Here is an 18129-nt window from a genome sequence, read left to right on the forward strand (position 1 = left end):
TGGTATTAATAGTAGTATATAAAAAGGTGCAGGATCATGCAACAGTAATGGAAGATCTTAATCTAATTTCTCTCCGGACATGGCTCCCGACTCTTCAAGATAACGTCTGAGCGGTGCATATTCCTCATCATGCCAAAATTCATCCATTTCAATGAAATGCATTGCATCCATCCGGGCAATTTCCAAAACTTTGTAATCATGAACCATGTCGGCAACCCGAAACTCGGGCAGGCCGCTCTGCTTCTTGCCGAAGAAATCCCCGGGGCCCCGCAGTTCAAGATCACGTTCGCTCAACACGAACCCGTCGTTCGTCTCTGTCATGATTTTCATCCGCTCTTTCCCGACTTCATTTTTCGGATCCGCAAGCAAAATGCAATACGATTGCCCGGATCCGCGCCCAACCCGCCCGCGGAGCTGGTGCAATTGGGAAAGCCCGAACCTTTCTGCATCGTATATGAGCATAAATGTCGCATTCGGAACATTCACCCCCACCTCGACGACGGTAGTAGATACAAGCACTTCAATTTTATTTTCGCTGAATGCTTTCATGACTTCCTCTTTTTCCGAAGGCGGCAGGCGCCCATGCATCAATCCCGTCCGGAATCGTCCTTGAAAATGATTGGCAAGCAGGTTGTATACATCTATCGCATTTTGGACATCCAATTTTTCCGATTCTTCGATCAGGGGGCAAATGACATACGCCTGCCTGCCTTTTTTCAATTCTTTTTCCATCAGCGAAAGCACCCGGTCCAGCATTTCATGCTTTGCCCAATACGTTTCAACAGGCTTTCTGCCTGCAGGCATCTCGTCAATGACAGAAACATCCATCTCGCCAAAAACTGTAATGGCCAAAGTGCGGGGAATCGGGGTCGCCGTCATGAATAAGACGTCCGGGTTTTCCCCCTTTTCTTTTAAAACTCTCCGTTGTTCCACACCGAATCGATGCTGCTCGTCCGTAATGACAAGCCCCAGATTGGAAAAATTCACCTCATCCTGAATCAAGGCATGTGTTCCAACCAAAATATCAATTTCTCCGCTTTGCAGCCTTTCCAATATTTCCTGCCGGGCCTTCCCTTTCACCGAACTTGTCAACAATTCCAAAGAAAGATCCGCACCCGCAAACAATTGATGTAAGGATTCCATGTGCTGCTCAGCCAATATTTCCGTTGGCACCATTAATGCCCCCTGGAATCCTGCCGTATAACTGGCGTACAATGCTATTGCCGCTACCACCGTCTTTCCCGACCCGACATCCCCCTGAAGCAATCTGTTCATTCTGTACGGTGATTTTAGATCTGCGCATATTTCATTGACTGCTTTTTTTTGTGCGTTTGTCAAAGAAAATGGAAGCGTCGAAATAAACTGTTTCAATTGCTTAAGATTGTAGTTTTGGCCGATTCCCTGCAGCTTTTCCCTTCTTAATTTCCTCAATACTTGCATTTTTAATTGAAACAATAAAAATTCCTCGTAGACAAACCGTCTGCGGGCCTGCTTCATTTCCTCCTCCGATTCCGGAAAGTGGATGAATTGCAAAGCATCCCGAATCGGAACCAATTTGTATCGGTCCCTTACCGCTTTTGGAAGAATTTCTTCAACGCCGCTGCCATATTTTTCAAGGGCCTCTTTTATATAGCGCCGGAGCGCTTTAACGGTTATTTGCCCTTTAGCCGGATAGACAGGAAGGAATTGCGTGACATGTCTGTGCGGTCCCAAAATAATGTCGCTGCATGTAATGGTTTGGCGATGCTTGTCCCATTTTCCGGAAACCGTAATAACATCATTCGGCGCCAATTTGCCCTTTAAATACGAACGATTGAAAAATACCGCCCTAATTAAATATTGATCAACCAAAAGACGGATCGTCAACCGGTTCTTGTTCTTGCCATAAAATACAAGAGAAGGTTCACTATGAACCTTCCCTTCAATCGTCACCCGCTCGTCGTGGTGAACTTCGGCCAAATCACGCAATCTCATGTCATCGTAACGGTAAGGCAGATAGTAAAGCAAATCTTGAATGGAGCGGATCCCCATATCGGCAAGCTGGACGGCCGTTTCCTTCCCGATTCCTTTTACTGTTGTGACGTCTGCATTTTGTAAATGGATCATGAGTTGCCAGCCTTCCTCCTTCTGTATATCAACAAAATCGTTTTCACTCAACCGAAAAAATAAACTGATAAACAGGCTGTCCTCCTTCATGGATTTCAACCTCTATATCCGGAAACCGCTCCTCGGCAAACCGGGCCAGTTGCTCCGAAAACGAAGGTTCGGTCCCTTCCCCGTAAATGATCGTCAGAATTTCCGAATCGTCGTCAATCATGTTTGTTAATAAGTTTTTGGCCGCATCCAATAAATTTTCGTTTGCTGTTACGATTTTCCCGTTGGCAATGCCCATAAAGTCATCTTTTTTTATTTCAAGTCCATCAATGATCGTATCCCTGACAGCGTATGTAATTTGGCCTGTTTTTACCCACTTCATTGCTTCTTTCATGGCCTGTCCATTGCTTTCAAGGTCCCGGTCCGGATGAAAGGCCAGGATGGCGGCGATTCCCTCGGGGATTGTCCTGGAGGGAACGACAAGGACATTTCCTTCGGTTACTTCGGCAGCCTGTTCCGCAGCCATAATGATATTTTTATTATTCGGAAGTATAATCGTGTTTTCGGCATTTACTTCATTTAGGGCATTCACGAGGTCTTCCGTGCTGGGGTTCATCGTTTGTCCGCCTTGAATGATCGCCGAAGCCCCGATGCTTTTTAACAATTTGGCCATGCCCTCCCCGGCGGCCACGGCGATCAATGCATATTTCTCCGGTTTATTCTTCCCGACAGTCCGGGCGGCAACGGGTGCCGGCCTGTCGTTTACAAGTGCACGATGCTGCTCCCGCATATTTTCAATTTTTATATGAATGAGCGGACCGTACTGCTGTCCGTATGATAAAACCTCTCCGGGGAACTCGGAATGAATATGGACTTTTGCCACTTCTTCATCGGCAATGACAAGCAGGGAATCACCGTATTTACTCAAGTCCTTCCGGAAAATATCTTCATGAAAGGTTTTTTGATCCTTTTCAAAGCGGACCATGAATTCCGTGCAATATCCGAATTCAATTTCTTCCGTATCGATAAAACCGTGGATGTTCTGGTGATGCTGGGCATTGACGAGTTCTTCCATCGGACGAACGTCAGTTCGCGAAACGCGCGGGAGCACCTGTCCTTTTAATACTGCCAAAAAGGCCTCATATACGAATACGAGCCCCTGGCCGCCGCTGTCCACAACACCCACTTCCTTTAAGACAGGAAGCAAGTCCGGAGTCTTGGAAAGCGATTTTTTTGCCGCAGCCAGGGTCCGCTCCATTACTTCAGTTATATCAGCCGTCGTTTTTGCAGTTTCCATTGCCTGTTTGGCGGCATCTTTGGCAACAGTCAAAATCGTTCCTTCCACAGGTTTCATGACCGCTTTATAAGCCGTTTGAACGCCCGCTTCCAATGCGCGGGCAAACTCGGTACTGGACAAAGCGGATTTGGCTTCGATTTCTTTGGAAAATCCGCGAAAAAGCTGGGACAAAATGACACCGGAATTTCCCCGGGCCCCCATCAGCAACCCTTTGGAAAAAGCTGCTCCTACCTTGCCAATGTGATCCTGCCCATTTTTTTGAACCTCTTTTGATCCGGAATTCATTGATAATTTCATATTTGTACCCGTATCGCCGTCCGGTACGGGGAAAACATTTAAGGCATCAACCAATTCTGCATTGGCTGATAAGTAATCGGCTCCGTGAGTGATCATCTCGGCGAAGCGATTTCCATCCAATGTTGTGATCGACACGAACTTTTCCTCCTCATTACGGGTTCGTAACCCGAACTCCATGAACATATATATTGACTGTATCGGCTGACAGCCCGATTGTTTTTTTCAATGTATATTTCACCATTGATTGTACGTTGTAAGCCACTTCCGAAATTTTCGTCCCGTAGCTGACGATAATGTACATATCGATATGGAAAGCGCCTTCTTCCTGGCGGATGACCACTCCACGCGCAAAATTATCCCTGCGCAATATTTCAGTCAGCCCGTCCCTGATTTGATTTTTGGAAGCCATACCGACTATGCCGTAGCAATCAATCGCAGCACCGCCGGCAATCGTTGCGATTGTATCGTTAGTGATGTCGATTTGGCCGTACTTCGTTTTCATTTCAATGGACATGTTGCTCCCTCCTATTCTTTTTCCAAAAGGTTGGATGATTTCACGTTTATGGCTATGCTTATCTTACTATAACAAAGGTTATTTTTAAAGCCGGATCACTTTCATTCGACTACACTGTAAAGAAAAAAACCTTAACAGAAGAGAGAAGGATTGATTGCAATCCCGTCCGTTTTGTGATAAATTATTATAGTATCTTTTACGAAAAAAAATGATGGAAACCATCAGCAATTGATTTATGGGGATTTACATGATTGGAGGGAATCTTTATGGCAAAGCAATGCGTCATTACCGGCCGTAAAACTGCTACGGGTAATAAACGTTCTCATGCGATGAATGCAAGCAGACGCACATGGGGTGCCAACTTGCAAAAAGTGCGGATTTTAGTGAACGGGAAACCAAAACGGGTGTGGGTATCCGCACGTGCACTCAAATCCGGAAAAGTTCAAAAAGTATAATATGATGGAAGTTTTGCTCTTCGCACGGGAGTAAACCTTGCCTATAAAAAAGGGGCGCCTATTGATATAGGTGCCTCTTTGCATGATCATTCAGCCTTTTTTAAATGTACCAAGCATCGCTCTTACGATGCCGCCCAAAAACCTTGGAAGCTTGATGGTGTAAAACTTCATACAGGTCCCCTCCTCGTCGCTCTAAAGAGAAATAGCCGTTTCCACTCTTATCTTATTCAACATGTATTCATAAGTACACGAAGCAAACAAACATGGGAGTAAAATTTAATCGATGCTCCTTATCACCATTAATATGCCTTTTTCAAATGAAAAATGACCGGTTTTCTCAATAAGTTCGTTGCTGATACATAGCGAAGAGCCGGGCGGAACCGTATGATCGTTTAATGGATATTTAAAACCAGTTAATGTAAGGCCGGTAACTTTATTGAAAACCGGAATAAAAGATACATATTTTTTCAGCGGATCCCGTTCGAGTGAGTAGCTGCCGGGCAGCACAACAGATAGTACATTATTTTTATCGATTAATTCAAACGTGATAGCAGGGTATTTCTGTTTATAACCCGCCATCATGAAAGCATTGGCCAAAAAATGGTCCAGCCTGCCCCCGGTCCCCCCAAATATAACAATTTTATCCGGTTCCTGGCTGGCTGCCCACATGAGAGCAAGTTCCATGTCCGTTTCATCTTTTTCCGGGCGGAATTTATGAATGGCAGGTACTTTCTTCTCAATTTGCTGCCACTCCTCTTCACTGACAGAATCAAAATCTCCCACTGCAATATGGGGGGCAATGCCTGCCAGGATGATCGTGCGGACCCCGAGATCCACCCCTGCCCACAGGGCGGGATGGTCGGCAAACAAAGACAGATCGGGGATTAAATGCCCGGGGCCTCCGGCAACAATGTGGATGATTGGTTTTTTCATTTCGATCGTTTATTCCTTTCTAAACGATTTCTTCACGAATGTCCAGCAGGGCTTTTTTCCTGTCTTTTTGATTAAAAATGGAGGAACCGGCCACAAAAACCGTTGCACCGGCTTCTTTGCAAAGCCTTGCTGTTTCGGGATTGATCCCGCCATCCACTTCAATTTCAAATTGAACGCCATTTTCCAGTCCCATATTTCTGACCTCGGTGATTTTGGGAAGGACGGAGTGTATAAAGGATTGTCCCCCAAAACCGGGGTTGACCGTCATCAACAGGACCATATCAATGTTGTCCAGCACATATTTTATCGAATCTGCCGGCGTAGCCGGGTTCAGAACCACACCTGATTTCACCCCTTGTTTTCTGATCTCATCCAAGGTCCGGTGAAGATGCGGCGAAGCTTCGGCATGAACGGTAATATAGTCCGCTCCCGCTTCGGCGAATGCCTCTATATATTGGTCGGGATTTTCAATCATTAAATGAACATCAAGCGGAAGCTTTGTAATGGACCTGATCGCTTTTACAACAGCGGGCCCCATTGTTATGTTGGGGACAAAGTGTCCGTCCATGACGTCCACATGGATAAGATCCGCTCCCGCCGCTTCCACTTCTTTAATTTCCTCCCCCAGTTTTGTAAAATCGGCTGCCAAAATGGATGGCGCTATTTTCATGAGCTAATACCTCGGCTTTCTTTCTTTGATTTCTTCCAAGAACTGCTTGTAATGTTCGTACCTGTAGGAACAAATTTGGCCTTGTTCCACTGCTTTTATGACGGCACAGCCCGGTTCATTCACATGCAGGCAGCGGCGAAACTTGCAGCCTGCACCAGCTGCGGAAATTTCCGGAAACGCTTGGCCCAAGTCTGCCTCCTCCATATTGGGAAATTCCAGAGAACTGAACCCCGGCGTATCGGCAACAAGCCCGCCGCCAATTTGGAGCAATTCGACATGGCGGGTTGTATGCTTTCCTCTGCCAAGATGCGCTGAGATATGTCCAGTTTTTATATCAAGATCCGGTTTCAACGCATTTAAAAGAGAGGATTTCCCGACCCCGGACTGTCCGGCCAAGACACTCACTTTTGAATGAAGATACGGCAGAAGCTGTTCCATCCCTTCCCCGGTCAAAGAAGACATTAAAAGAACTTCATATCCAACCGTTCGATAGTCTTTCGCATAAGTGTCGAGCTGTTTTCTATCCTTCTGCGAAAGCAAATCAATCTTTGTGATGCAAATAATTGGGTGAATGCTGTTTAGTTCCACGATGGAAAGAAAACGATCCAGGAGAAGCGTGCTGAAGTCCGGTTCGATGGCGGAAAAGACTAAGACAGCCTGGTCAATATTTGCTATCGGCGGACGGGTCAATTCATTTTTTCTCGGCTCAATAGCCATAATGTATCCTTCCTGTTCATTCTCTGCCTGAAATGTGACATAATCGCCAACGAGCGGACTGATATTCTTTTTGCGGAACACGCCTCTTCCCCTGCATTGGATGATTTGATTTCCCGCCAACACATAGTAAAAACCGCTTAGCGCTTTAATAATTTTCCCTTTGGACATGGCATCCTTCCTTTCATATTATTATTCATCCGGATAAGGCACTTCTTCTTCCAGTAAGACCGAATTGTCCCTAATCACTTTATAACCGGCTTTTTTGCCCTTTTCGATCTTGAATTGGATTTCCCTTTTAGTGGTTGAGTTGATTGAAAAAATTTCTGCAGGAACCGTCATGCTGTGATTTAAATCCTCTATAAAGATTCTCACTTCCTGGGATTTCCCTTCTTCTTCGGGTTCATATGGAATCGTAATTTCTTTCGTAACGGTTTTGGGGGGGATTTCTTTCGCCCCTTTGGAAATGACCACTTTGACAGCATCGCCCTTTTTTAAAACAGATCCTGCAGCAGGTTCCTGAGATATGACAAGACCCTCATCTACTTCATCCGAATATTCTTCCGCGGTGGAATCAATCGTTAAACCGGAAGATTCCCTGTAGCTTTCCAAACCTTTTTGATTGTATCCTGTCAGATCTTTTAACGTGACCGTTTCCGCTCCCTGGCTGACGATGAAGGTAATCGTCGTTTTGGAGGGAACGACTTCCGAATCAGGGGCCGGATCCTGGTCAATGATTATACCTGGCTCCTCATCTGAATTTCTTTCTTCTTTTTTGATATTCTTAAATCCTTCATCTTCCAGCATTATAATGATATCCTCATACGGCCGTCCCCTGTAATCGGACATTACAAATGGTTCTTCTCCCGTGCTTAAGTAAATATCGACAACGCTGCCCTTTTTTACTTCCCTTCCCGCTTTTGGGCTCGTTTTGATGACTTCGCCTTCTTGAAACTCTTCGTCCGGGGTTTCTATTTTTTCTCCGACTTTCAGTCCTTTATCAACGAGTGCCGAAACTGCATCATCATATGCTTCCCCGCTTACATCAGGCACTTGTACAACTTTTGCACCAAGAACCCCGGACAAAATGACTGTGAACAGCAAAACCAACAAAAGGGCAAGGGCAATGATCGAACCGATGATCCAAGACCGCTTTTTGCCCGGATTTTTCTTCTTTTTCTTCTTTTTTTTCGGCTTATGATCATGTCCGTTATGATGAATAACGGTTTCGTCCCCGGATGATTGGATGTCATGATCCGTAATAACCGGAATCGCCTTGGTCGCATCTTGATCTTCGGGAATGACAAATTTCGGCTCTTGCAGCCTTTCCGGGTCAAGGGCCGTTTCCAGGTCTTTTTCCATTTCTTCAACGTTATTGTAGCGCAAAAAGGGATCTTTTGCCGTTGCTTTCAAGACGATATTTTCCACGCTTTGGGGAATGTCCGGATTCCACCGTTTTGGGGAAGGGGTTTCCGACTGCAAATGTTTTATGGCAATGGATACAGCCGATTCTCCCGAAAACGGAAGCCGTCCCGTAAGCAGCTCAAACATGACAATTCCAAGTGAATATATATCGGATTTTTTAGTAGCCATGCCACCGCGCGCCTGTTCGGGAGACAAATAATGTACGGAACCTAAAACGGCATTGGTCTGGGTAATCGAGGTTGCGCTTAAAGCCATGGCGATGCCGAAATCCGTTATTTTAACGGTTCCTTCATGGTCAATCAGTATATTTTGCGGCTTTATGTCGCGGTGGATAATATGATTGTAATGCGCATGGGAAAGAGCCGAAGTAAGCTGCTGCATAATATTAAGCGTTTTTTCCACCGATATGGGATGATTTTGCTGTATGTATTGCTTTAACGTCATACCATCCACATATTCCATCACGATATAGTATATATTTCCTTCCTCTCCCACATCATAGATGTTGACGATGTTGGGATGGGCCAGGCTTGTGGCGGACTGGGCTTCTCTTTGAAAACGGCGGATAAATTCATCCTCATCGGCGAAATCGAGCCTTAATATTTTTACGGCTACATCCCGGTCCAAAATCATGTCGTGGGCCAGGTAAACGTTGGCCATTCCGCCTCCGCCAATTACTTTCAAGATTTTATAGCGCCCGCTTATCCTTTTTCCGATCAGCATTCAGTACACCTGCTTTCACCGCGGGCTTCATATTCAATAATGGCAAGGGAAATATTGTCCTCACCGCCGTATTGGTTGGCCATTTGTATCAATTTGCCGGCTTTTTCTTCTACATTTCCCTGTTCTTTTAGAATGGATTCCATCTCATCCTTCGTTACTTTGTCCGACAAACCGTCGGAACAGAGCAATATTTTATCCCCTTTTTCAAATGTGATCGTTTTCGTATCCATTTCAATTTCCGGTTCTGTTCCGACTGCTTTTAACACGATGTTTTTACGCGGATGATGGGCAGCATCTTCAGGGGTAATTTGCCCTGTTTTCACCAGTTCGTTGACAAATGAATGGTCTTCCGTTAATTGTTTGTATCCTTGGTCATTCATGACATAGCAGCGGCTGTCCCCGATATTGGCTACCGTTGCAAATTTATCCGTGACAATGACTGCAACAATCGTCGTCCCCATGCCCTCTAACGCTTGGTTTTCCCGGGAATATTTCAAAATTTGCTTGTTGACTGCCGATATATTCGTACGAAACCATGTTTCTGCCTGGGCAGGGGTCAGCATGCGCTCCACTTGCTGCCACTGTTCTTTCAGGTGGCTTACGGCACATTGGCTTGCGACTTCACCTGCTTTATGGCCGCCCATTCCATCTGCAACGATGGCAAGAAATTCGCCGCTGTTATTTACAAAGACACCGCCGTTATCTTCATTATGGCTCCGGACTTTTCCCGTATCTGTTTTAAATATTGCTTTCAATGCGATCCACCTCATCCCGTAAGCTAATTTGACACAACTTTTATTTCATCTTTTTTTAAATGAGGAGATGAAAAAGCCGTCACTCCCAAAATCCTGGGGCATGATTTGCACGTAATATCCATTTGCCAAAGCGGAGATGGGCCTTGGCAATTTTAAAGGATACGGTTCAAAGTCAGGATGATCTTCAAGAAATTTTTCAGCGGAATCCACATTTTCTTCCCGATCAACCGTGCATGTGCTGTAAACAAGCACCCCGCCTTTTTTAACGAGCTTTGCGGTTGCATGCAAAATGTTGATTTGGACTTTTTTAAGGGAATAAATGTCTTCCACCGTTTTTGCATACTTTATGTCGGGTTTGCGGCGCAAAACGCCCAGACCCGAACAAGGCGCATCCACCAGCACCCTGTCAAAGGATTGCTCGGGAAAAAACTTGTTTGCCTGGCGGCTGTCAAGTACTTGAACCGTTATATTTTGAAGCCCAAGCCGGTTCGCCTGTTCTTTAATCAATTTCACTTTATGTTCATGCAGATCAAGCGCAATGACTTCCCCCGTATTTTCAAGTCTTTCGGCAATATGGGCCGTTTTGCCTCCCGGAGCGGCACACGCATCGAGCACCTTTTGCTGCGGAGAAACATCCAGGGCATAGGCTGCCAGCATGGAGCTTTCGTCCTGAATGGTAAAATATCCTCTTTTATAATATTCCGAACGAGCCAAGTTGCCCTTCACGGCCCGGACCGAAATGGGAATGATCGGGCTCGGGTTTGCAATGAGCCCTTCTTTTTCCAGCAAATCGAGCAATTGTTCCCTTGAAATCTTCAACTCGTTTACCCTCGCTGTTTGGACCGGTGCCTGCAAGTTCGTCTTACACATTTCCTTTGTTTTTTCAAACCCGAATTGGCTGATCCAACGCTTGACAAGCCATATTGGGTGGCTCGTTTCAATCGCCAGCCGTTCCGCAGGATCTGGGATGGATTCAAGTGATGGGATGCCTTTTCTCTGAATGGATCTTAACACCCCGTTGACTAGTCCGGCAATGCCCTGGTGGCCCCGTCTCTTGGCAATTTCAACTGCTTCGTGGATAACCGCCCGATCCGGAATTCTGTCCAAATAAACCAATTGATAAAGCGACAGCCTCAGCAAGTTGCGAACCCAGTGGTCCAATTTCTTTTTAATAAACGGAGCCAAATAATAATCAAGGGTCATTTTTCTTTGGATCGTTCCGTAAACCATCTCGGTCAGCAAGGCAGTATCAGGCCCTTTTATATGATTTTTTTCAATGAAGCTGTTCAGAAGAAGGTTGCTGTATGATCTTTGCTGATCAACAGCTTCCAATATGTCAAGGGCAGCTTCACGAACGTTTTTCTGCGGATTTTTCATTTTATTCTCCTAAAGCAATGCCTGGTTTTATGGAAGCCCCTGCTCCTTTTAAATATTGGAAAGATGACATTTTTTTCTTCCCTGCGGGCTGAAGTTCCATTATTTTTATTCCTGTATCGTTTCCGGTTGCTACTATAAAGCCGTCTTTTTCAACTTTTACGATCATACCCGGCTTCTGTTTTTCGGCCAAATGCCTTTTTTCGGCTTTCCAAATTTTTAAAATTTCACTTTCATATGTTGTATAGGCGACAGGCCACGGGCACAAGCCGCGAATTTGATTGTAGATTTCCTCCCCGGGCACGGACCAGTCAATTTTCTCTTCTTTACGGGTAATGTTTAAGGCATATGTCGCTTTTTCTTCTTCTTGCTGGCGGGGTTTTATTTCACCGGCAAGCAGCTTCGGCAGTGTGGCCGATAACAGGTCTGCACCTGCTGCACTCAGCTTTTCATGCAAGGAACCGACGTCATCCTGCTCGGTAATGGGAACTTCCACCTGGCTGATGATGTCTCCGGCATCCAGCTTTTCAACCATGTACATAATCGTAATGCCTGTTTTCGTAAATCCCCGCAAGATGGCATGATGGATCGGCGCTCCGCCTCTGAGTTCGGGCAGAAGGGAGGCGTGAACATTGATGCATCCGTACTTCGGGGCATCAAGAATTTTTTTCGGCAGCAGCTGCCCAAAGGCGGCCGTCACGATCAAATCCGGAGAAAGCTCCAATATTTGGTTGGTTTCCCGGGCTTCGCTGATTTTTTCAGGCTGGTAAACAGGTATATTCCATCTTTCCGCCTCTTTTTTAACAGGCGGCGGCGTCAATATTTTTTTTCTGCCGACCGGCCGGTCCGGCTGGGTCACAACCGCAGCCACTTCATACCCGTCCCTCATCAGCCTTTTTAAAATGGGGACAGCAAAATCCGGCGTTCCCATAAATATCACTTTCGTCATTCAGGTCGCTCCCTTCCAATTTCGCCAATTGGGATTCATTTCTATACATATCGGTCACTGCCCGGTCCAAACTGACTCGCTTGGACGGCATACGATAAAATGCATTTCGGTTAGTTATATCATCATGTAAGGATTCACATCGATCGAGATGGATAACCCGTTTCTTGAAAGTTTGCCTTGATAATGTTCAAGCACTTTATTTAATGCCGGGAAGAGGCTGGGTTCCCGCTTGTATTTTATCAAACATTGATAGCGATATCTATCATTGATCCTGGGTATGGGAGAAGCAACCGGGCCCAATAAAATCGCCGCATCGGATATTTTTGATTGAATATAAGCAGATATCTTTTCTGTGACAGCAACAACTTTCATTAAATCTGCGTGTTGGACTGTGATTAAAGCCAAATAGTAAAAAGGAGGATAGGAGCCGAGCTTTCTCATGGCCATTTCCCGCCTGTAAAAACGATCGTAGTCCTGCTTGCCGGCAAGCTGGATGCTGTAGTGCTCGGGTGAATACGTTTGAATGACAACTTCCCCTGATAATTCATGCCTGCCTGCCCTCCCGCTAACCTGGGTCAGGAGCTGGAACGTTTTTTCGGCAGCCCGAAAATCCGGCAAATGAAGCATCGTATCAGCGCTTAATACGCCAACAAGTGTAATATTGGGGAAATCCAAACCTTTGGCAATCATTTGTGTGCCGAGCAAAATGTCCGCTTTTCCCGATTGAAAGTGGTCAAGAAGCCGTTCATGGGCACCTTTTCGTCCTGTTGTGTCCACGTCCATTCTGACAACCCTTGCTTCGGGCAGAAGTTTGGAAAGCTCTTCTTCCACTTTTTGCGTCCCGGTTCCGAAATAACGAATATGTGAGCTGCCACATTCCGGACAGATTTGCGGGACTTCCGTATGAAAGCCGCAATAATGGCACTTCATCTCATTTGAATAGCGGTGGAATGTCAGCGTAATGTCACAATGCGGGCATTGCATGACAAACCCGCAGTCCCGGCACATTAAAAAAGTCGAATGACCGCGACGATTTAAAAATAAAACCGTTTGTTCCCGTTTTGCAAGCCTGTTCTTAAGCTTTTCAAAAAGCTCTTTTGAAAACATCGAACGGTTGCCGCTTCTCATTTCTTCCCGCATATCCACAATCGAAACGTCAGGCAAACTTTTTTCATTCATTCTTTTGGACAAGGTCAACAGTTGGTAAATTCCTTTTTGGGCCCTGGCGAATGACTCGAGCGAGGGGGTGGCACTGCCAAGCACGACCGGACACTGATGGAATTTTGCCCGTTCAACGGCTACATCCCGGGCATGATATCGCGGTATTTCTTCCTGCTTATAACTCGTTTCGTGTTCTTCATCTATAATAATGATTCCCAGGTTTTCAAAAGGGGCAAACACGGCTGAACGCGCTCCGACAACGACCTTGACTTCTTTTTTTTGTATTTTCCGCCACTCATCGTACTGTTCGCCAATGGAAAGCCGGCTGTGCAAGACGGCCACATCGCTTCCAAATCTCCCTTTGAATCTTTCCACCATTTGCGGAGTGAGTGCGATTTCCGGTACGAGCACAATCGCTTCTTTTCCCTTTTTGATGACTTCATGGATGGATTGTAGATAGATTTCCGTCTTGCCGCTGCCTGTTACGCCATATAACATGTACGTTTTATGGGAATTCGTTTTGATGGACTCGAGAATGGGATCCATTGCTCTTTGCTGTTCCTCAGTGAGCGGCAGCGGGTTCGTCCGTTTAAAAGATTTGTGTTTATATGGATCCCGATAGACCTCCTCATTTTTCTCGGATAAAATCCCCTTTTTCACAAGTGCCGAAATCGTTTGCCGGGGCACCTTTGCGCGCAGCGACAAGTCTTTGGATTCAAATGATTTCTCTTGGGCATCATGAATATAGTGAAGAAGCCTTTTTTGATTGACCGCATTTTTTGGAAGATCTTCTGCTGCCGATAGGAGCCCATCTTTGGAAACAGCCGGTTCCACTTTTTTCATTTTTTTCGTTTGGGCCCGGTCTTTTACGATATAAACAACTTCTACATTTCCTTCGCTTATTTCTTTATGCAAAGCGGGAAGCAAATTGCTTTTTTCTGCATCCTTCCAATGAATTTCATCTTTTCCGTTAAATAAGCCGTCCAAAGAAAGCTGGGCCGATCGATTCGTTTTCCTGATGACTTTATCATATTTTGCTTTCATCGCAGCCGGAAGCATGGCGTGAAACACGGAAACCTTAAAAGACAGCGTTTGTTCGGCAATCCATTCTCCCAATCTTAAAAGCTCGCTGTTTAATACAGGCGTTATGTCCAACAGCCTGCTGATCGTTTTCAATTGTTGTACATCCGTCTTTTCTTTCAGTCCGATCACAAACCCCTGAATGGTCCGTGGTCCAAACGGGACGGCAACACGCATTCCCGGCTGGACCATATCCTGCCATTTTTCCGGTATGAAATAATCAAACTCTTTGTCGGTTCCGATCGACGGAACGTCAACGATCACGCGTGCAATCGTCATGTTTTCCTTTCTCCCAATTTTAAAGCTGCCTCCCTTAATATTTCTTTCGCAGTATCCGTTTTGCTCATAAGCGGCAGTTCTTTCGCTGTCCCATCTTTATGATAAATTGTCACGATGTTTGTATCTCCTTCAAAACCCGCCCCTTTCAGGGTGACATTGTTGGCAACGATCATATCCGCGTTTTTCCTTTTCAGTTTTTCTTTGGCATACTCGTCCACGTGATTTGTTTCGGCTGCAAATCCGATAATGAATTGATGTTTCTTTCTTTTCCCCAACTCAAAAAGGATATCCGTTGTTTTTTCCAATTCCACAATGATCTGGTCCGCTGATTTTTTCATTTTGGAATCAAGAACCTGTTTCGGGCGATAGTCGGCAACAGCGGCGCTCTTTATGATGATGTCTGCTGCATCGGCATGCTTCATTACTTCTTGATACATGTCCTCTGCACTTTCAACATGGATGCATGTGACGTTTTTCGGGTCGGGAAGAATGTCTGTACCCGATATCAGGATCACGTTTGCCCCCATCAAGGCCGCCTGCTCCGCCAGCGCATAGCCCATTTTTCCGCTCGACCTGTTTGTAAAATAGCGCACTGGATCTAGCCTTTCTTTTGTGGGACCGGCTGTGATGAGCACTGTCCGGTTTTTTAGAACAGAATTCCCGGGTGAAAAAAACGCCTTTACTTTTTCCAAAATGACAGCGGGTTCTTCCAACCTGCCCTTTCCCGTGTAGCCGCACGCCAAATATCCGGAGCCCGGTTCAATCATGCGGACTCCAAATTCCAAAAGAGTTTGGATATTTTTCTGTACGGCAGGATGGTTGTACATATGGACATTCATGGCGGGAGCAATCCATACGGGTGCAGTCGTTGCCAACAGGGTAGTGGAGATCATGTCATCCGCAATGCCGTTTGCCAATTTCCCGATCATATTGGCCGTAGCCGGAACGACCAACACAAGATCTGCCCAATCAGCCAGGTCAATGTGGGCAATGACAGACGGGTCGTTTTCGGTAAAGGTATCTGTATGGACTTCATTTCTCGAAAGCGCCTGAAACGTCAGCGGTGCGACAAATTTCACGGCAGAGCTGCTCATGATCACTTTTACCGAAAAACCTGATTGAACGAGTTTGCTCGTTAAATCAGCTGCCTTATATACTGCGATCCCCCCCGAAACACAGAGCAAGATGTTTTTTTCATTCACGGCGAATATCTCCTTTATTTTACACTTTTTTATTAACCTCTATTATGAATGAACATCGCGTCATAGAAAAGAAAAAACAACCTATCTGGCAGACAGGTTGATCTTTATCGCCTATTCGGCAAGTTCTTTGTCTTCACCCTTTACTTTAAGGGCGCCTTCGTATATTTCTTCCAATGCCTTGCCAACATATTTATGGGAAGTATATTTTTCCAGAAGCGGCTTGTCGTGATCCTTCAGATCACGGGCCCTTTTTGCGGCAATGGAAACAAGTGAATATTTCGAGTCAATCACTTCCATTAATTTATCGATAGAGGGATATAGCATGTTACTCCACCTCCAGCATTTGGATATATTTGTCGATGACACGTTCGCTCCGGCAATGTTCCGCTTGCACGATCGCATTGATTTTATCAACGGCCCGCTCGACATCGTCATTTTCTACAATATAATCGTACATGCTTGTTAATTCAATCTCTCTTTTGGCTGCTTCCATCCGGTTATGAATGAGTTCTACCGATTCGGTTCCCCGGCTGATAATTCTTTTTTTCAGTTCACCAAGGCTTGGCGGCATCAGAAAAATGAAGAGGCCGTCCGGGAATTTTTCCCGAACCTGTTTCGCCCCCTGGACTTCAATTTCCAAAAAAACGTCTTTTCCGGATGCCAGCGTTTCTTTCACATAGTCAATCGGTGTTCCGTAATAATTGCCGACGTATTCGGCATACTCAAGAAGCTTTCCTTCCCTTATCAACTGTTCAAACTCTTCCCGTGTCTTAAAAAAATAATCCACCCCGTCAACTTCCCCTTCACGCGGTTTGCGTGTCGTCATGGAAATCGAATATTCAAATTTCGCATCCGGACGGGAAAATACGGCCTTTCTCACCGTTCCTTTTCCGACGCCGGACGGGCCCGATAATACAATAAGTATGCCTTTCTCTTTCATATGTTCGTTTACTACCCCTCTTCCTGGCCATTCGATACTAACCGTTGGGCAACCGTTTCAGGCTGCACCGCCGAAAGAATGATATGATCACTGTCCATAATAATGACGGCCCGCGTTCTTCTCCCATAAGTGGCATCAATGAGCGCGGCACGATCCCGTGCATCCTGAATCATCCTTTTGATGGGGGCGGATTCAGGGCTGACGATAGAAATAATTCGATTGGCGGATACAATATTTCCAAACCCTATGTTTAAAAGCTGTACCGGCATGCTGCCCCTCCCAGTATTGACGGTTGTTTGCATTTGCAACCGTTATTTACTCCAAATTTTGCACCTGCTCCCGCAGCTTTTCGATCATCACCTTCATTTCCACTACGAGTGACGATATGTCTGAATCGCTTCCTTTGGAACCGATCGTATTCGCTTCCCTGTTCATTTCCTGGATGATGAAATCGAGCTTTCTTCCGACGGGTCCATTGGAGCGCAATGTTTCTGCAAATTGCCCAATATGGCTTGCCAGCCTGGCCAATTCTTCGCTGATGTCCGTTTTGTCGGCAATAATGGCTGCCTCCATTGCAATTCTTGTATCATCAATCATGTCGCCAGCCAGTTCTTTCAATTTCTTTTCAAGTTTTTCCCTGTAGACGATTTCTGCTTTGGAAGCCTGTTTCTTTGCCTTTTCTACGAGGAGATGTAAAGAAGCAATATGGTTTTCCAGATCGGAGCGAAGATTTTCTCCTTCCCTTAACCGCATTTCCAGAAGTTTGGCTGCGGCATCTTCAACGGCCTCCATCAGTACACCCGCCAGATTGCCGACTTCCTCGCTTCCTTCGATGACAACCACTGCTTCATCTATATGTAATAAATCCGAAACCGACAGGCCTGAAGACAGTTGATACCTTTCACCCGCCTGCTGTATAAACTGATAATAACTGTCTAAAAGGTTCCAGTCAATATGCAATTCCTTGGGCGCATGCCATGAGCCGGAAAGCGTCGCGTTGACCTCTACCCTGCCCCGCTTTATGTATTTGCCCAGCCGTTTTCTAATTTCAATATCGATGTGCGAAAATGGTTGGGGCAATTTCATGTTATATTCAATAAAACGGTGGTTGACTGTTTTTATTTCCACTTGAACCGTCACGTTTTCGGTTTGTTTGATGCTTCGCCCAAATCCTGTCATGCTTGCTGCCATTATCGGTCACTCCCGGTCGCTTGCTTAACAATAAGAAAGGTAATAGCTTTACCCTATTACCTTCATCGATTATATC

The 18129-nt window shown here is 45.6% G+C and carries 18 protein-coding genes; 1 reads left to right on the forward strand and 17 read right to left on the reverse strand.

Annotation, left to right across the window (positions count from 1 at the left end):
* Positions 1–57: 57 nt before the first annotated feature.
* Genes recG through AB1L08_RS01045 form a run of 3 tightly spaced genes read right to left on the reverse strand, consistent with a single transcriptional unit; the run spans position 58 to position 4202 of the window.
* Positions 58–2106 (reverse strand): ATP-dependent DNA helicase RecG, encoded by a 2049-nt coding sequence (recG, locus tag AB1L08_RS01035; protein ID WP_413062874.1) that lies wholly within the window; start codon positions 2104–2106, stop codon positions 58–60.
* 43 nt (positions 2107–2149) lie between these two features.
* Entirely contained in the window at positions 2150–3823 is a 1674-nt protein-coding gene (locus AB1L08_RS01040; RefSeq protein ID WP_413062806.1) for a DAK2 domain-containing protein, read from the reverse strand.
* A 16-nt stretch (positions 3824–3839) separates the two neighbouring features.
* The gene (locus tag AB1L08_RS01045; protein ID WP_413062807.1) at positions 3840–4202 is read right to left on the reverse strand and encodes an Asp23/Gls24 family envelope stress response protein; all 363 of its coding nucleotides are present in this window, start codon (positions 4200–4202) and stop codon (positions 3840–3842) included.
* Between the two features lie 266 nt (positions 4203–4468).
* On the opposite strand from AB1L08_RS01045, the gene rpmB reads away from it, so the two are divergent.
* Positions 4469–4657, forward strand: coding sequence for a 50S ribosomal protein L28 (rpmB, locus tag AB1L08_RS01050; RefSeq protein WP_413062808.1), 189 nt, complete (start codon positions 4469–4471; stop codon positions 4655–4657).
* 90 nt (positions 4658–4747) lie between these two features.
* On the opposite strand, the gene spoVM is transcribed toward rpmB, so the two are convergent.
* From spoVM to AB1L08_RS01120, 14 genes are all read right to left on the reverse strand, one after another.
* Positions 4748–4828, reverse strand: a complete 81-nt coding sequence (gene spoVM, locus AB1L08_RS01055; RefSeq protein ID WP_040341495.1) for a stage V sporulation protein SpoVM — start codon at positions 4826–4828, stop codon at positions 4748–4750.
* A 105-nt stretch (positions 4829–4933) separates the two neighbouring features.
* Entirely contained in the window at positions 4934–5590 is a 657-nt protein-coding gene (locus AB1L08_RS01060) for a thiamine diphosphokinase (protein WP_413062809.1), read from the reverse strand.
* Between the two features lie 19 nt (positions 5591–5609).
* The gene (gene rpe, locus AB1L08_RS01065) at positions 5610–6260 is read right to left on the reverse strand and encodes a ribulose-phosphate 3-epimerase (RefSeq protein WP_413062810.1); all 651 of its coding nucleotides are present in this window, start codon (positions 6258–6260) and stop codon (positions 5610–5612) included.
* A 3-nt stretch (positions 6261–6263) separates the two neighbouring features.
* Positions 6264–7145 (reverse strand): ribosome small subunit-dependent GTPase A, encoded by an 882-nt coding sequence (gene rsgA, locus AB1L08_RS01070; protein WP_413062811.1) that lies wholly within the window; start codon positions 7143–7145, stop codon positions 6264–6266.
* 21 nt (positions 7146–7166) lie between these two features.
* A complete protein-coding gene (gene pknB, locus AB1L08_RS01075; RefSeq protein WP_413062812.1) occupies positions 7167–9122 on the reverse strand; it encodes a Stk1 family PASTA domain-containing Ser/Thr kinase in 1956 nt (651 codons plus the stop codon).
* Positions 9116–9877 (reverse strand): Stp1/IreP family PP2C-type Ser/Thr phosphatase, encoded by a 762-nt coding sequence (locus AB1L08_RS01080; RefSeq protein WP_413062813.1) that lies wholly within the window; start codon positions 9875–9877, stop codon positions 9116–9118. Before AB1L08_RS01080 ends, pknB begins: the two co-directional genes overlap by 7 nt.
* A gap of 45 nt (positions 9878–9922) precedes the next feature.
* A complete protein-coding gene (gene rsmB / locus AB1L08_RS01085) occupies positions 9923–11254 on the reverse strand; it encodes a 16S rRNA (cytosine(967)-C(5))-methyltransferase RsmB (RefSeq protein WP_413062814.1) in 1332 nt (443 codons plus the stop codon).
* Position 11255: 1 nt separating this feature from the next.
* On the reverse strand, positions 11256–12200 hold the full coding sequence (gene fmt, locus AB1L08_RS01090; protein WP_413062815.1) for a methionyl-tRNA formyltransferase: 945 nt from the start codon (positions 12198–12200) through the stop codon (positions 11256–11258).
* 114 nt (positions 12201–12314) lie between these two features.
* A complete protein-coding gene (gene priA, locus AB1L08_RS01095; protein ID WP_413062816.1) occupies positions 12315–14720 on the reverse strand; it encodes a primosomal protein N' in 2406 nt (801 codons plus the stop codon).
* Positions 14717–15922 carry a bifunctional phosphopantothenoylcysteine decarboxylase/phosphopantothenate--cysteine ligase CoaBC gene (coaBC, locus tag AB1L08_RS01100; protein ID WP_413062817.1) on the reverse strand — a complete coding sequence of 402 codons (1206 nt, stop codon included), beginning with the start codon at positions 15920–15922 and terminating at the stop codon, positions 14717–14719. The genes priA and coaBC overlap by 4 nt, the downstream gene beginning before the upstream one ends.
* A 111-nt stretch (positions 15923–16033) precedes the next feature.
* Positions 16034–16246 carry a DNA-directed RNA polymerase subunit omega gene (rpoZ, locus tag AB1L08_RS01105; RefSeq protein WP_413062818.1) on the reverse strand — a complete coding sequence of 71 codons (213 nt, stop codon included), beginning with the start codon at positions 16244–16246 and terminating at the stop codon, positions 16034–16036.
* 1 nt (position 16247) lies between these two features.
* Positions 16248–16862, reverse strand: a complete 615-nt coding sequence (gmk, locus tag AB1L08_RS01110; protein ID WP_413062819.1) for a guanylate kinase — start codon at positions 16860–16862, stop codon at positions 16248–16250.
* Between the two features lie 11 nt (positions 16863–16873).
* Positions 16874–17131 (reverse strand): extracellular matrix/biofilm regulator RemA, encoded by a 258-nt coding sequence (gene remA / locus AB1L08_RS01115; RefSeq protein ID WP_413062820.1) that lies wholly within the window; start codon positions 17129–17131, stop codon positions 16874–16876.
* A 46-nt stretch (positions 17132–17177) separates the two neighbouring features.
* Positions 17178–18053, reverse strand: coding sequence for a YicC/YloC family endoribonuclease (locus AB1L08_RS01120; RefSeq protein WP_413062821.1), 876 nt, complete (start codon positions 18051–18053; stop codon positions 17178–17180).
* Positions 18054–18129 lie beyond the last annotated feature (76 nt).

The organism is Siminovitchia jepli, assembly GCF_047228825.1.
Classification (GTDB): Bacteria; Bacillota; Bacilli; order Bacillales; family Bacillaceae_C; genus Siminovitchia.